Origin of the sequence: Zafaria sp. Z1313, assembly GCF_050563205.1 — a bacterium.
In the GTDB taxonomy this organism is placed as follows: domain Bacteria; phylum Actinomycetota; class Actinomycetes; order Actinomycetales; family Micrococcaceae; genus JAZDCJ01.
The window spans coordinates 1-15,131 of the sequence record NZ_JBNWUK010000005.1; the positions used below are offsets into that span (position 1 = coordinate 1).

A 15,131-nucleotide genomic window follows, 5' to 3' on the forward strand; every position below is an offset into this window, starting at 1 on the left:
GTGCATGCGGCGAGCTCGGTGTCGGTGCTCCTGGGCGGCCAATGCGCGGTGTTCTCCGCGGTGGTGGGTGTGGACGACGAGGTCGGTTCCAATGGCTCGGTGGTCTTCCGGGTCCTCGGCGACGGGGAGCTGCTGGAGGAGACCGGGGTGTTGACCGGTTCGGATGACGGAGTGGGGCTGTCGGTGGACATCACTGGGGTCGACCGGTTGACGCTCGAGGTCACCAATGCGGGCGACAACGACTGGTGGGACCACGCCTCATGGGGCAGCGCACGCGTCGAGTGCGGCGCCGTCGATCCGACCGATCCGACCGATCCGACGGATCCCACGGACCCGACGGATCCCACGGATCCGACCGACCCGACGGATCCCACGGACCCGGGCGAGCCGGCGGAGTCGGCGTGGGTCTCCGAGCTGGAGCTGATCGACGTGTCCAATGGTTACGGGCCGGTCGAACTGGACCAGTCCAACGGCGACGCCCAGGCCGGCGACGGCGGGCCCATCAGTATCGGGGGCGCCGTCCATGAACGGGGGCTGGGCGTGCATGCGGCGAGCTCGGTGTCGGTGCTCCTGGGCGGCCAATGCGCGGTGTTCTCCGCGGTGGTGGGTGTGGACGACGAGGTCGGTTCCAATGGCTCGGTGGTCTTCCGGGTCCTCGGCGACGGGGAGCTGCTGGAGGAGACCGGGGTGTTGACCGGTTCGGATGACGGAGTGGGGCTGTCGGTGGACATCACCGGGGTCGACCGGTTGACGCTCGAGGTCACCAATGCGGGCGACAACGACTGGTGGGACCACGCCTCATGGGGCAGCGCACGCGTCGACTGCGGCGCCGTCGATCCGACCGATCCGACCGATCCGACCGATCCGACGGATCCCACGGACCCGACGGATCCCACGGATCCGACCGACCCGACGGATCCCACGGATCCGACCGACCCGACGGACCCGACGGATCCCACTGATCCGACGGACCCGACGGACCCGACGGATCCCACTGACCCGACGGATCCCACTGACCCGACGGATCCCACTGATCCGACGGATCCCACTGACCCGACGGATCCCACTGATCCGACGGACCCGACGGACCCGACCGATCCCACTGATCCGACCGAGCCGGGCGACCCCGGTTGGTTCGTCGAGACCTTGGCGCCGGTGGCGACAGGTGCGAACACGCACTCGGTGACAACGGCGGACCTCGACGGCGACGGCGTCCTCGACGTCGTGGCGGCGGTCGCCGGACTCGACGCGGTGGCGGTCGCCCGCGGCAACGGGGACGGGACGTTCGCGGCCCCGACCCGCTACTCGACGGGACCCGGCAGCTTCCCGAAGTACGCCGCGGTCGTGGACCTCGACGGTAACGGGACGCTGGACCTCGTCACGGCCAACCAGGACTCGACCGTCGGCGACGACGTCGCGGTGTTCCTCGGTGCCGGGGACGGCACGTTCGCGGAGGCCGTCACGTACGCGGCCTGCCTGCGCCCGCACGAGGTAGAGGTCGCCGACTTCGACGGGGACGGCGTGCTGGACGTGGCCGTGGCCTGCTGGGGCGGCGACGACGCGGCGCTCCTGCCGGGTCTCGGCGACGGGGAGCTCGGCGAGCCGGCGTTCTTCCCGGCGGGCAACGCGGGACACTCGCTCGTCTCGTCCGATTTCAACCAGGACGGGCAGTTGGACCTGGCGGTGGCGGCCTACGGATCCAACCGGGTGACCGTCCTGTTGAACGATGGGGAAGGAGGCTTCGCGGCCCCCGTCGAGTATTGGTCGGGGCTGGGTCCGCACAACCTGCAGCTCGTCGAGCTCACGGGCGACGGGATTCCGGACCTACTGGTCACGGCGGAGATCGGCAACGTCGTCGGCATCCTGGCGGGCCGCGCGGACGGGACCTTCGCGGACACGGTGTTCCACGACGTCGGACCGCACCCGAAGGCCGCGGCCGTCGCCGACCTGGACGGGGACGGGGTGCTGGACATCGTCACCGCCAACACCCACGGCAACTACCCCAACGGGTCGACGCCGACGAGCCTGACCGTGCTGTTCGGCACCGGCTCGGGCGGCTACGCCGAACCGCTCAGCGCGCCGGTCGGGCTCACGCCCTTCGCGGTCCACGCCGCGGACCTGGACGCGGACGGGGTGCTGGAGCTGCTGACGGCGAACTGGCACTCCGGCGACGTGGCCGTCCTGCGCCAGACACCGTAGGCGCGACGGGCCGCGCGAAGACCTTCCCGGTTCTCCAGGGCCTAGGCCGATGTGGCCCGGCGTGTCCCACCGACACGCCGGGCCGCTGGTCCGGGAACTGGGCAACCTTCCACACCGCCGTGTCGCCGACGAGGAATTCCGGCGTTGTCGCGGCGCCCTAGACTTGAAACCATGACGTCCGCAGCTCCCTTGGTCCTAGGCATCGAATCCTCCTGCGACGAGACCGGCGTCGGCATCGTCCGCGGGACGGAGCTGCTCGCGAACACGGTCAGTTCGTCGATGGACCAGCACGTGCGCTTCGGCGGAGTCATCCCGGAGATCGCCTCGCGCGCGCACCTCGACGCGATCATCCCCACGCTCAGCGAGGCCCTGCGCACCGCAGGGGTCACGCTCGAGGAGGTCGACGCCCTGGCCGTCACCTCCGGCCCCGGCCTGTCCGGCGCGCTCATGGTCGGCGTCGCCGCCGCCAAGGCCCTCGCCCTGGCCACCGGCAAGCCGCTCTACGCGATCAACCACCTCGTCGCCCACGTCGGCGTCGGCGTGCTCGACGGCGGCGAACTGCCCCCCAGGCTCGGGGCCCTGCTCGTCTCCGGCGGCCACACCGAGATCCTCAAGATCAACAGCCTCACGAGCGACGTCGAACTGCTCGGCGCGACCATCGACGACGCGGCGGGCGAGGCGTACGACAAGGTCGCGCGGCTGCTCGGCCTCGGCTACCCGGGCGGGCCCGTGATCGACCGGCTCGCGAAGGAGGGAAACGGCAAGGCCGTCCGCTTCCCGCGCGGGCTCACGCTCCCCAAGTTCGTCGGCACGCCGGAGGCGCCCGGCAAGCACCGCTACGACTTTTCCTTCTCCGGCCTGAAGACCGCCGTGTCCCGGTGCGTCGAGCAGTACGAGGTCCGCGGGCTGGAGATTCCGACGGCGGACATCGCCGCGAGCTTCCAGGAGGCCGTCGTGGACGTGGTCACCTCCAAGGCCGTCACCGCGTGCAGGGAGCACGGCCTGGAGAACCTCCTGCTCGGCGGGGGAGTGGCCGCGAACTCCCGGCTCCGGGAGCTCCTTGCGGCCCGCTGCGCGTCGGCGGGAATCGCCCTGCGCATCCCCAAGCCCAGCCTCTGCACGGACAACGGGGCCATGGTCGCCGCCCTCGCGGCCCGGCTCGTCGCCGACGGAGTGGCCCCCAGCGGGCTCGGCTTCGCGAGCGATTCCGGCCAGCCCGTCCAGCGGATCAGCCTGGCCGCTTCGTGAACCGCCCCTCCACCCCGGCGATGCTGCGCGCCGACACCCCACCTCGCTCCGGCCGGCCGCCGGCGCGGAGGACGCCTCCCGCGATCCTCCGGCTGACGGCGGCCGTCGCCGCGGTGGCACTCCTCGCCTCCTGCACGCCAGCGGTCCCGGAACCGGACGGCTCGAGTCCGGCCCCGGCGTCGTCCTCCACCGCCCCGCCCGAACCCGCGAGGACGAGCTGGGGACCGCTCGAGGACGACGTCGAGGCGGCAGGCAACGCCGTGGCGGCCATGAGCCTGGAGGAGAAGGCCGGGCAGGTCCTCGTGGGGTTCTACTCCGGCGTGGACCCGGCCGCAGAGCTCGAGCGCGCCGCCGAGCTCCACCTCGGAGGCGTCATCATCATGGGCGACAACGTGCCCCTCTCCGCGGGCGGTGCAGCGGGAGGCGGCGCGGCCGGTGAAGGGGCCGAAGGAGGCGCGAGCGGCGTCGACACGGACGAGCTCGCCGAGACCATCGCCGCATTCCAGGACGTGCTGACCACCGGCCGGGACTGGCCCGGGATCGTTGGCGTGGACCAGGAAGGCGGCCTCGTCGCCCGGCTCAAGGCCCCGCTCGTCGAGTGGCCGACGCCCATGGCCTTCGGCGCCGCGGGCGACCCGGCGCTGACCGGCCGCGCGCAGGCCGCGATGGACGCCGAGCTCGCAGCGCTCGGATTCACGATGAACTTCTCGCCCGACGCCGACGTGACGATCGGACCCGCCGACCCCGTGATCGGCGCGCGGTCCTTCTCCTCCGACGCGGACACGGTCGCCGAACACGCCGTGGCCGCCGTCGAGGGCGCCCTGTCCGCGGGCGTGCTGCCCGCCGTCAAGCACTTTCCGGGGCACGGCTCCGTGACCACCGATTCCCATGTGGGCCTGCCCGTCCAGGACGCCACGGCGGAGGAGCTCGCCGCCCGCGACTGGGTGCCGTTCGCCCGCGCGGCCGAGGCCGGGGCGCCGATGGTCATGATGGGGCACATCGCCGTCGCGGACCTCGACCCCGGCGTGCCGTCGTCCTTGTCCGCCGCCAACTACGAGGCCCTGCGCGGACTCGGCTTCGAGGGCGTCGTTGTGACCGATGCCCTGAACATGGGCGCCGTGGAGCAGTCCGCGCCCGGGGGGACGGCGGCCGTCGGGGCGCTCGCCGCGGGTGCCGACCTGTTGCTCATGCCCTCCGACTCCCGGCGGGCCCACGCCGCCGTCGTCGACGCCATCGAAGCCGGAGAGCTCGACGAGGCGCGGCTCGACGAGGCCGCCGTACGCGTCGTCGCGCTCATGATGTGGCAGGAGCGGCTCGCGGGGGACGCCGGCGCCGAAGGCTCGGCGGCCGGGGATTCCTCCGGTGCGTCGTCCGCGGCGCCGGCCTCCCGGACGGCCCACGCCGTCGCCCTCGAAGCCGCCCGCGCCGCGGTGACACAGGTCGAGGGGGAGTGCGGGGCTCCCTTGGTCGGCGAGGCGATCCAGATCGTCGGCGGCCGGGCGGAGGACCGCGACCGCCTCGCCGCCGCGGCCCGCGAGGCCGGTCTGCGCCTTGGGGCGGGCGATGTCGTCACGCTCCTCGGCGCGGGATCGAGCACCGGCAACGGCGACGTCGTCGTCGCGCTCGACGCGCCGTGGGGCCTCGCGCGCTCCACCGGGCGCACCGCGGAGATCGCCCTCTTCGGCCGCTCGCCGGAGTCCTTCACCGCGCTCGTCGAGGTCCTCACCGGTGGGGCGGCGGCCCCGGGCACGCTGCCCGTCGCCGTCGGGGACCACCCGCTCGGCCACAGCACGTGCCCGTGAGCCGGGCCCCGTCGTCGTACTCCGCGGAGCGGGGTCCCCGGACACTAGGCTTGGCACCATGCCCATCCTGAACAAAGACATGACCCTGTGCATCTCGCTGTCGGCGCGCCCCAGCAACAACGGCACGCGCTTCCACAACCACCTCTACGGGCAGCTGGGCCTGAACTGGATCTACAAGGCGTTCGCCCCGACGGACCTCGCGCAGGCGATCGCGGGCGTGCGCGGGCTGGGTATCCGCGGATGCGCCGTCTCCATGCCATATAAGGAGGACGTGATTGCGCTCGTGGACCACCTTGCACCCTCCGCCGCGGCCATCGACTCCGTGAACACGATCGTCAACGACTCCGGAGTGCTCACGGCCCACAACACCGACTACGCCGCCGTGGCGCAGCTCCTGGCCGAGAGCGGGATCGACGTCGACACACCGGTGGCCTTGCGCGGATCGGGCGGGATGGCGAAGGCGACCGTGGCCGCGCTGCGCGACGCCGGGTTCGGGCGCGTGCAGCTCGTGGCCCGCAACGAGGCCGCGGGGCGGGCGCTCGCGGGGCAGTACGGCTTCGAATGGGTCCCCGAGTACGACGCCGGAGCCCGCCTCCTCGTCAACGTCACCCCCGTGGGCATGGACGGGGGATCGGGTGAAGGGCAGTTGTCCTTTACCCGCGCCCAGATCGAGGCCGCCGACGCCGTGTTCGACGTGGTCGCCGTGCCGTCGGAGACGCCGCTCGTCGCGGCCGGCCGCGAGCTGGGCAAGACGGTCATCACGGGAGGGCAGGTCATGACGCTGCAGGCGCTCGAGCAGTTCGTGCTCTACACGGGCATCACGCCGACGCCCGGGCAGATCGCCGAGGCCGAGGCCTTCATGCGCTCCGCGGACGCGTAGGCCCTCTCACTCCTGAAGCATGGGCGGTCCCCAACGCGTAGCCCCGCCCGCTTCGAGCGCGCGGGTAGCCCCCAACGCGTGGGCCCATCTACTCCAGACGGGTGAACGGCGCCCGCGCCTGGGCAGTCCGCAATGCGTTGGCCCGCCCGCTTTGGACGCCTGCAATCCTCAACGCGTGGGCAGTTGGTGCTGTTCGATGGCCGAGGGATCCGCACTATCCGCCCACGCGTTGGCGGGCGGCGCTGAGCGTGGTGTCCGGGCGTGGGCGCCTGTGGATAACGTCGGCGGGATCGCGGGAATCCCGGCACCATGGATCCATGCCCACGCCGAAACGCGTCCCGCTGATTGCGCGCAAGTCCGCGTTCCTGCGGAATGAGGCCTTGGGCAAGGGGGCGAGCCGTTCCCAGCTGCGCGCCGATCGATACGACGTTCCCAGCCGCGGCCTGCGCATCAATACGGAGGCTGAACCTGACGTCCGCGAGTTCTTCGCAGCCTACTCGCAGCTCCACGGCGAGACGTATCTCAGCCATACGAGCGCCGCGGTGGCCTGGGGTATGTGGCTGGAACAGTCGCGGGAAGGCGTCGAGCCCATCCATCTGACCCGGCGGAGCGGAACGGCCGCGGCCCCACGACGGCGTGGAGTCATCGGACATCGCGCCCCGCTGACCGATGCGGATGTCCGGAACGTCTATGGGATGCGCCTGACATCGCCGGCCTGGACATGGACGGACCTCGCTGCCCTGGGGTTCAGCCTTCAAGAGCTGGTCGTTGCCGGAGACTCCCTGTTGCAGCGGGCCGACGGACCCAATCGCGTGGCCGGCCAGCTGGAGCGGCACCCGATGTCGTCGATCACGGAACTGCGGGGCGTGCTGCAACGCCGCAAGAACCTGGGCGGCATCCGTGTTGCTCGGGAAGCTCTCGGACTGCTGCGGGAACGCGTCGACTCCCGGCCGGAATCGATCCTCCGGCAAATCATTGTGAGTGCAGGTTTTCCGGAGCCGATCGTCAATCTACCCGTCCTGCTGCCGGACGGTAGTGAGATCGTGCCCGATCTCCAGTATCCGGTACTGCGGATCGCCATCCAGTACGAAGGCCGGCACCACGGTGAGCTCGACCAGATCGGGAAGGACATCAAGCGCGACTTCGCCTTCGAAGCCCACGGGTGGACCACAGTCAAAGCTGACCGGGCCATCCTGACCGACGCCGGACGTGCCGAGTTCCTGCAGCGGCTGGTCCGCGCTCTCGAGCGTCAGGGTGGACTGGGCGCCGGCAACGCCTGAGGTCCACGCAGTTCGTCGGCACCGAGGTGCCGTGAGTGTCGAGACGCCGAGGTGGCCGGGGCCGAGATGTCGTGATCGCCGAGACGCCGCGATGGCCGGGGCCATGGGGTGTCTCGTGGGTGGAGCCCGCGCACGCCGGGCCGGTAGTCGCTTGTGGCGTGGCCAACGCGTGGGCAGATGATGCCGGCGGCTCGGACTACGGCGGTGCGGCCTGTCCGCCCGGCCAACGCGTGGGCGGATGATGCGGTGTCCAAGGCGTCCCAATCGCAATATTCGCACACGCGTTTCCACGCGCCATGAACTCCGAGACGCCAGGGGTGCGACATGGTGGGGCGCCGTGATCGCCGAGACGCCGAGGTGGCCGGGGCCATGGGGTGTCTCGTGGGTGGAGCCCGCGCACGCCGGGCCGGTGGTTGCTTGGGGCCCGGCCAACGCGTGGGCGGATGATGCGGTGTCCAAGGCGTCCCAATCGCACTATCCGCACACGCGTTTCCGAGCGCCGGGATCTCCGAGACGCCGAGGGGCTGACACGTCGAGGGGCTGACACGTCGAGGGGCCGAGACGCCGAGGGGCTGACACGCCGAGGGGCCGAGACGCCGATCAGGCTGAGACGCCAAGGGGTCGAGACGGCGGGGCGGCAGGGCGCCTCAGACCGGCTCGACCTCGATCGCCACGCGGCGCTCGCCGATCCGTGTCAGCACGAGGGTGGCCTTCTTCCTGTTCTTCTTCCCGCTGCCGGCGAGCAGCACGCGCCGCAGTTCCTCGGGTGTCACGTCCATCCCGCGCTTCTTGATGTCCAGCGCCCCGATCCGCTCCGACTTCACCCATGCGCGCAGGGCCTTGAGGTTGTAGGGGTGCACGGCCAGGACGCGGTAGGCCCGGGCGAACGGGCTCTCGACGCGTTCCGGCGCGCAGAAGTAGGCGATGTGCGGATCCAGCAGGTGTCCGCCGACCCGTTCCAGGGCCTCGGCCACGAGCCCGGCCCGGATCACGGCTCCGTCGGGTTCGTAGAGGAACCCGGCCACGTCGCCGAGGGGGACCTCGCCGCGGGCGGAGGCACCGGCGTCGTACTCCTCGGCGCTCGTCAGCTCCGCGGAGCCGCCGGAACGCACCACGAGGGCCGAGCGCCGCACACCCGGGCGGGCGAGCGGACCGAACCACAAGGCCGCTTCCGTGACGTCGCCGTCGACGGAGACCCATTGGGCCTCGCACCCGCCGGGGACCGACTCGTGCGGCAGCCCCGGCCCCAGCTTCACGCCGACCGCGAGCCCGCGGTCCGCGAGCGCCTCCACGAAGGACAGGGGCGGGCTGAAGGCCTCGGGGTCGAAGATCCGCGCGGTCCCGGACGTCGTGGTGGTGCGCCGTGCCGGGTCCAGCCACACGCCGTCGAAGCCGTCCAGCTCGAACGCCGTCGCGTCGGCGTTGACGACGCGCGCGTTCGGCCAGGGCATGAGGTTCACGGTCGCCGCGGCCGCGGTCACGGGATCCAGCTCGACCGCCGTGACGTCCAGCTCGAGCGAGGCCATGGCCATCGCGTCCGAGCCCAGCCCGCAGCCCAGGTCCGCGACGCGCCGCACGCCCGCCGTCGTGAAGCGCCGCGCGTGCAGGGCCGCGACGTTCAGCCGCGTCGCCTGCTCGAGCCCGGCGCGCGTGAGGATCATGTGCGCGGCGAAGGGACCGAGCTTGGCCGCGGCGAGGGCGCGCATCCGGGCCTGGTGCACGACGGCGGTCGCGAGCTCCGGCGAGTGCCCCTCCTTGCGAAGCCGCAGGTTGAGCGCGAGCGCGGCGTCCTCGGTGGCGGCGGCCCCCTCGGGCAGGCCGTTGAGCAGGGCGAAGCCCTCGGGGGAGAGGACGGGCGCGAGGTCTTCCACGGAGGGTGCGGCAGGCATGGGTTCAACCCTAGCGTCTGGGCGTTGGCCGCCCTGGGGAGTCCTCCCCAGAGCGGGATCCAATCGTTTGACGATGGATTGCCCGGCGGAGGGATCCCGAAGCGGGAGACGATGCATGCGGACCTGACCGAGTTCATGGCGGCGGCCACGATGCGGGCCGTCACCACGGCCTTGTCCTCGGTGTGGAACGACCTCATCGCCTTGCAGGCCGAAGTCGCCGAGACCCGCATCGACAACGCCGTGAACGGGATGGAGTCGGCCGTGCCGGCCTTCGAGCAGGGCGACGAGGCGATGATGGAGAACGCGCAGACGCCGTGCAGCAGTATGTCAACACGATCGTCGGGGACCTGGCGCAGGCGGCCGAGGACTGCTCGTCCGCGCTCGAGGGGATCGACGCGCCGGGCGATGACGACGCCGGAGCCGGCACCGGCCGCCCGGGGCCGGGCGGGACGCCGTGAGCGCCAAGACCGGCCCCGCCTGACCGCGCTCGAGGTACGGGTCGGCGGCTTCCGGCCCAACGTGGTGGTCCGCTCCCGCCCGACCTCCGGTGCGCTTCCGGCCCTCGGTGCGCAGTCCATCGCGGGCGCCTCGGGGCACCATGCGATCGGCCGGATCACGTCCGGGGAGATGAAGGTGCAGGCGACGCACTCCGGCCACGTGTGGCGGACCATGACCCGGGAGATCGGCCTCGCCCTGCAGCTGCACTAGACGGCGGGTACGGTGGGAGCGTGGACCAGGATCCGGCCGTGGGGCCGACGCACGCTCAAGGGGCTTCCGCCCTGCCCTCGGAGGACGACGGCGGGGCCGCCCCCGGTGCGCCGGCCGACGCTGCGGTCGGGGTCGGGGAACCGGACGAGGACGCCGGCCTGCTCGGGCGCTTTCCCGAGGCCGTCGAGGCGACGCGCGCCGAGGACGAGGCCCCCAGCAGCGTGGGGGCGTCCGGAGTGGCGTTCCGCGTGCTGCTCTACGCCGGGATGGCCGTGGGAACGATCGCCGCGCTCGGCCTCGTGGCCGCTGCCCTCCTGCAGGGAATCGTCGCCGGGACGTCGATGCAGGCCGGGATCGACTACCTCGGCTCCGGGATTGACGGCGCTTTGGCCCGTGAACTGCTCGCGGTGCCGCTGGGAGGATTCATCGTGGCCGTCGTCGTCTCGCTCGCGGCGATCTGCGCGGGAGCGTACGGCGTGTTCCGCCAACGCCGGCGTCGCGGCTGACGGGGCCGCGCCGACAGGCGTCGCCCCACCCAGGCAGGACTGGCCCGGCGAACTTCCGAAAGTCGACGAATCGTCGTCCATTGGACGGCGATTCGTCGGATGGCCGCAGTGTGGCGGAGGCGTTTCGGAAAACGCGGAGACGGCGGCCCGTGATGCTTCGTGCGACGGCGTGTTGGCACTCGCCTTGACCGAGTGCCAGCCAGCTCATAGAGTCTTCATTAGCACTCGGCCCGTCCGGGTGCTAAAGCCTGAGGTACTTGCCAGCTGGCACCGCGACGACGGTTGGTCCAACCCAACGGCCCCCTTATCCATTGGTAACTCATGCAAAGGAGCGAGCCGCATGTCGGTCTCCATCAAGCCCCTCGAGGATCGTATTGTCGTTCAGCCGCTCGAGGCCGAACAGACCACCGCATCCGGACTGGTCATTCCCGACACCGCCAAGGAGAAGCCCCAGGAGGGCAAGGTCGTGGCCGTGGGCCCCGGCCGCGTCGACGACAACGGCAACCGCGTGCCGGTCGACGTCGCCGAGGGCGACGTCGTCATCTACTCCAAGTACGGCGGAACCGAGGTCAAGGTCGGCGGCACCGAGTACCTGGTGCTCTCCGCCCGCGACGTGCTGGCCATCGTCGTCAAGTAGTTTCCCCGTGTGAAGCCCCGGCCCCGGCCGGGGCTTCACGCAGTCAGCAAGGAGTTTGAGCATGGCAAAGCAGCTTATTTTCAACGACGACGCCCGCAAGGCGCTCGAGGCCGGCATCGACAAGCTCGCCAACACCGTCAAGGTCACCCTCGGCCCCCGCGGCCGCAACGTGGTCCTGGACAAGAAGTGGGGCGCGCCGACCATCACCAACGACGGCGTGACGATCGCCCGCGAGATCGAGCTCGAGGACGCCTACGAGAACCTCGGCGCGCAGCTGGCCAAGGAAGTCGCCACCAAGACCAACGACGTCGCCGGCGACGGCACCACGACCGCCACCGTCCTGGCCCAGGCCCTCGTCAAGGAAGGCCTCCGCAATGTGGCCGCCGGCGCGGCCCCGGGCGAGATCAAGCGCGGCATCGAGGCCTCCGTCGAGGCCGTCGCGGCCCGCCTGGCCGAGATCGCCCGTCCCGTCGAGGGCAGCGACGTCGCGAACGTCGCCGCGATCTCCGCCCAGAACGACGAGATCGGCGAACTGCTGGCCGAGGCGTTCGGCAAGGTCGGCACCGAGGGTGTCATCACGATCGAGGAATCGAACACGACGCAGACCGAGCTGGCCATCACCGAGGGCATGCAGTTCGACAAGGGCTACCTGTCCCCGCACTTCGTCACCGACCCGGAGCGCCAGGAGGCCGTCCTCGAGGACGCCGTCATCCTGATCAACTCCGGCAAGATCTCCACGGTGGCCGAGTTCCTGCCGCTCCTGGAGAAGGTGCTGCAGGCCGGGAAGCCGCTGTTCATCATCGCGGAGGACATCGAGGGCGAGGCCCTGTCCACCCTGGTCGTGAACAAGCTGCGCGGCACGCTGAACGTCGTGGCCGTGAAGGCCCCGGGCTTCGGCGACCGCCGCAAGGCCATGATGCAGGACATCGCGATCCTGACCGGCGCCCAGGTGGTCTCCCCGGACCTCGGCCTGAAGCTGGACCAGGTCGGCACCGAGGTGCTCGGTTCCGCCCGCCGGATCACCGTGACCAAGGACAACACCACGATCGTGGACGGCAACGGCTCCGCCGAGGACGTCTCCGACCGTGTCGCGCAGCTCAAGGCCGAGTCCGCCAACACGGACTCCGACTGGGACCGCGAGAAGCTGCAGGAGCGCCTCGCCAAGCTCTCCGGCGGCGTCGGAGTCATCAAGGTCGGTGCCGCGACCGAGGTCGAGCTCAAGGAGCGCAAGCACCGCATCGAGGACGCCGTGTCCGCGACGCGTGCCGCGCTCGAGGAGGGCATCGTCGCCGGCGGCGGCACCGCCCTCGTGGACGCCCTGTCCGCGCTCGATACCGATCCGGCCGTCCAGGCGCTCGAGGGCGACGCCGCCGCAGCGGTGGGCATCGTCCGCCGCGCGCTCGTGCAGCCGCTGCGCTGGATCGCCCAGAACGCCGGCTTCGACGGCTACGTCGTGGCCGCCAAGGTCGCCGAGTCGGACGTCAACCACGGCTTCAATGCCAAGACGGGCGTCTACGAGGACCTGCTGGCCGCGGGCATCATCGACCCGGTCAAGGTCACGCGGTCGGCGCTGCGCAATGCCGCCTCGATCGCGGCCCTCGTGCTGACCACGGAGACCCTGGTCTCCGACAAGCCCGAAGAGGACGACGAGCACGCCGGCCACAACCACTAGGAGTGGCCCGGAGCCTCCCAAGATCACCGTTTGGTAACGGAGGCTGGTAGAATGGACGGTTGAGCCGGTTGCATGCCGGTTCGACCGTCCATTCGTCGTCTACGGGAAGACCAGTCAGCATGGCCATCGGCCACCAGGAACGGCTCCGCACGCGGGAGCCGAACACCGGCGCCGCGACCGTCGCAAAGCCGGCCTACCGCCCCGAGGTCCAGGGCCTGCGCGCGTTCGCGGTGCTCATGGTCGTGGTCTACCACGTCTGGCTCGGCCGCGTCTCCGGCGGCGTGGACGTCTTCCTGCTCATCTCGGCCTTCCTGCTCACGGTCTCCTTCACCTACAAGGTCGAGGCCGGCAAGCCGCTCAAGCTCCTCGGCTACTGGCTCAACCGCGCCCGGGGCCTCCTGCCCGCGGCCATCGTCGTGCTCCTCGCGGTCCTCGCCGCGACCGTCTCGCTCCTGCCGCGCACGCGCTGGGAGGACGTCGCAGAGCAGACGTGGTCCAGCCTGTTCTACTACCAGAACTGGACCCTCGCCGACGCGGCGGTGGACTACTACGCCGCCAACCACTCCACCGCGAGCCCCCTGCAGCACTTCTGGTCGTTGTCCATCCAGGGGCAGGTCTTCATCCTCTGGCCGCTGATCCTCGCGGCCGCCGCGCTGGCCTGGGCCGCCCTGCGCCGCCTGCGGCCGACGCTCGGCTTCCGCCCCGTGCTCGCGGCCGCGTTCGGGGCCGTGTTCGCCGCGTCCCTGGCCTACTCCGTCCACGTCACCTACACGAACCAGGCGCTGGCCTACTTCGACACCCGCGCCCGGTTGTGGGAGTTCGCGCTCGGCTCCCTGCTCGTCGTCGTCCTGCCTTGGGCCTCGCGGCTCCCGCAGGCCGTCCGCGTCGTGATGGGGTGGATGGGCCTCGCGGCCATGCTCGCGTGCGGGATCGTGCTCAACGTCCAGGCCGTGTTCCCCGGCTACATCGCGTTGTGGCCCACGCTTGCCGCCGCGCTCATCATCTCCGCCGGCGCCACGGGCCACCGCTTCGGCGTAGACCGCCTGCTCTCCGCCGCCCCGCTCACGCGCCTCGGCGACATCTCCTACGCCCTGTACCTGTGGCACTGGCCCATCCTCGTCATCTACCTCACGGTCGACGGACGCAAGGAGGCCGGCCCGCTCGGCGGCACCGCCGTCATCGCGCTCTCCCTCGCCCTCGCGTGGGCCACGACCCGCGCCATCGAGACCCCGTTCCACGCCTGGCGCTGGCCCACCCAGCGCCGCCGCCGGCTGGGCCTCGTCATCGCCGTCATGATCGGGCTCGTCGCCATGCCGCTCACCGGTTGGCAGACGCGCGTCGACGCGTTCGAGCAGAAGGTCCAGGAGCAGACCCCGCAGGACAACCCCGGGGCGCTCGTGCTCGCCGGCGACTACGAGGAGGCGCCGGACCCCGACGCCGTCGTGCTGCCGCTGCCCAACAAGATGAACGAGCAGTGGGCCAACTTCGGAGGGGACTGCACGGGGGAGTACGCGCTCACCGACCCGCGGATGGAGTACTGCCAGAGCGCCGGCGACCCGGCCACCGCGTCCAAGACCGTCATGGTCGTCGGGGACTCGCACGCCCAGCATTGGACCACGGCGCTGAACGAGATCGCCGCCCAGAACGACTGGGCCTGGATCCTGGTCACGCGCCCCGCATGCCGCTTCGGCGCCGGGAGCGGGGAGCGGGAGGCCGAATGCAACGACTTCAACGCCGCGGCCACGCAGTACGTCCTGGACCACCGCCCGGACGCCGTGCTCACCGTCGCCTCGCTGACCGCCCACCACGGCAACGGCGAGGAGGGTTCCGTGCCCGCGGACAACGAGCGGATCGTCCCCGGCTATCTCGAGGGCGTCGCCCCGTTCCTCGACGCGGGGATCCAGGTCGTCGGCATGCGCGACACCCCGCGCTTCACGTTCAACGTCCCCGAGTGCGTGGACATGAAGGGCCCCGACGCCGAGGCCTGCGCCCACGGCACCGACGAGCTCATGGCCCCGGTGAACCCGCTCGACGAGCTCGAGTCGCAGGTCGACCACGGGCAGCTGCCCGACGAGCTCTCCTTCTTCGACATGACCGACCAGCTCTGCGTCGACGGGACGTGCGCTCCCGTCATCGGCAACGTCCTGGCCTACATGGACGAGTCGCACCTGACCAAGACGTTCGTCGCGACGACGGCCCCGGTGTTCGAGCGCCGGCTCAAGGAGGCGCTGGACTGGTAGGGGCTGTCGCGTTCCCCACATCGCCGGCGCGGAATGGGGTTCGCGGCGCGGGCGTTCTAGGATGTAGTCA

Annotated in this window: 11 protein-coding genes; 10 read left to right on the forward strand and 1 reads right to left on the reverse strand. The window is 71.3% G+C overall.

Going from position 1 to position 15,131, the window contains the following annotated elements; genetic code table 11:
- From ACQ3I4_RS06775 to ACQ3I4_RS06795, 5 genes are all read left to right on the forward strand, one after another.
- Window positions 1-2,199: NPCBM/NEW2 domain-containing protein (locus tag ACQ3I4_RS06775; RefSeq protein WP_430633179.1), on the forward strand; the 2,199-nt coding region annotated here is incomplete at its 5' end.
- Window positions 2,200-2,370: 171 nt separating this feature from the next.
- Window positions 2,371-3,447 carry a tRNA (adenosine(37)-N6)-threonylcarbamoyltransferase complex transferase subunit TsaD gene (gene tsaD / locus ACQ3I4_RS06780; RefSeq protein WP_430633180.1) on the forward strand — a complete coding sequence of 359 codons (1,077 nt, stop codon included), beginning with the start codon at window positions 2,371-2,373 and terminating at the stop codon, window positions 3,445-3,447.
- Window positions 3,444-5,249: a glycoside hydrolase family 3 N-terminal domain-containing protein gene (locus ACQ3I4_RS06785; RefSeq protein WP_430633181.1), complete on the forward strand. Its 1,806-nt coding sequence runs from the start codon at window positions 3,444-3,446 to the stop codon at window positions 5,247-5,249. Before tsaD ends, ACQ3I4_RS06785 begins: the two co-directional genes overlap by 4 nt.
- A 58-nt stretch (window positions 5,250-5,307) precedes the next feature.
- On the forward strand, window positions 5,308-6,129 hold the full coding sequence (locus ACQ3I4_RS06790) for a shikimate 5-dehydrogenase (protein WP_329860467.1): 822 nt from the start codon (window positions 5,308-5,310) through the stop codon (window positions 6,127-6,129).
- A gap of 317 nt (window positions 6,130-6,446) precedes the next feature.
- Window positions 6,447-7,409, forward strand: coding sequence for a hypothetical protein (locus ACQ3I4_RS06795; protein WP_329860466.1), 963 nt, complete (start codon window positions 6,447-6,449; stop codon window positions 7,407-7,409).
- 647 nt (window positions 7,410-8,056) lie between these two features.
- Here ACQ3I4_RS06795 and ACQ3I4_RS06800 read toward each other — a convergent pair.
- Window positions 8,057-9,298: a class I SAM-dependent methyltransferase gene (locus ACQ3I4_RS06800; RefSeq protein ID WP_430633182.1), complete on the reverse strand. Its 1,242-nt coding sequence runs from the start codon at window positions 9,296-9,298 to the stop codon at window positions 8,057-8,059.
- Between the two features lie 111 nt (window positions 9,299-9,409).
- Here ACQ3I4_RS06800 and ACQ3I4_RS06805 point away from each other — a divergent pair, with 111 nt between their 5' ends.
- From ACQ3I4_RS06805 to ACQ3I4_RS06825, 5 genes are all read left to right on the forward strand, one after another.
- Window positions 9,410-10,006, forward strand: a complete 597-nt coding sequence (locus ACQ3I4_RS06805) for a hypothetical protein (RefSeq protein ID WP_430633183.1) — start codon at window positions 9,410-9,412, stop codon at window positions 10,004-10,006.
- Between the two features lie 20 nt (window positions 10,007-10,026).
- Window positions 10,027-10,512 carry a hypothetical protein gene (locus ACQ3I4_RS06810; protein WP_430633184.1) on the forward strand — a complete coding sequence of 162 codons (486 nt, stop codon included), beginning with the start codon at window positions 10,027-10,029 and terminating at the stop codon, window positions 10,510-10,512.
- Between the two features lie 340 nt (window positions 10,513-10,852).
- Complete coding sequence (gene groES / locus ACQ3I4_RS06815; protein ID WP_329860459.1) at window positions 10,853-11,149, forward strand: co-chaperone GroES; 297 nt, start codon at window positions 10,853-10,855, stop codon at window positions 11,147-11,149.
- Between the two features lie 61 nt (window positions 11,150-11,210).
- Window positions 11,211-12,821, forward strand: coding sequence for a chaperonin GroEL (gene groL / locus ACQ3I4_RS06820; RefSeq protein ID WP_329860457.1), 1,611 nt, complete (start codon window positions 11,211-11,213; stop codon window positions 12,819-12,821).
- Between the two features lie 119 nt (window positions 12,822-12,940).
- Complete coding sequence (locus ACQ3I4_RS06825; protein WP_329860456.1) at window positions 12,941-15,061, forward strand: acyltransferase family protein; 2,121 nt, start codon at window positions 12,941-12,943, stop codon at window positions 15,059-15,061.
- Window positions 15,062-15,131 lie beyond the last annotated feature (70 nt).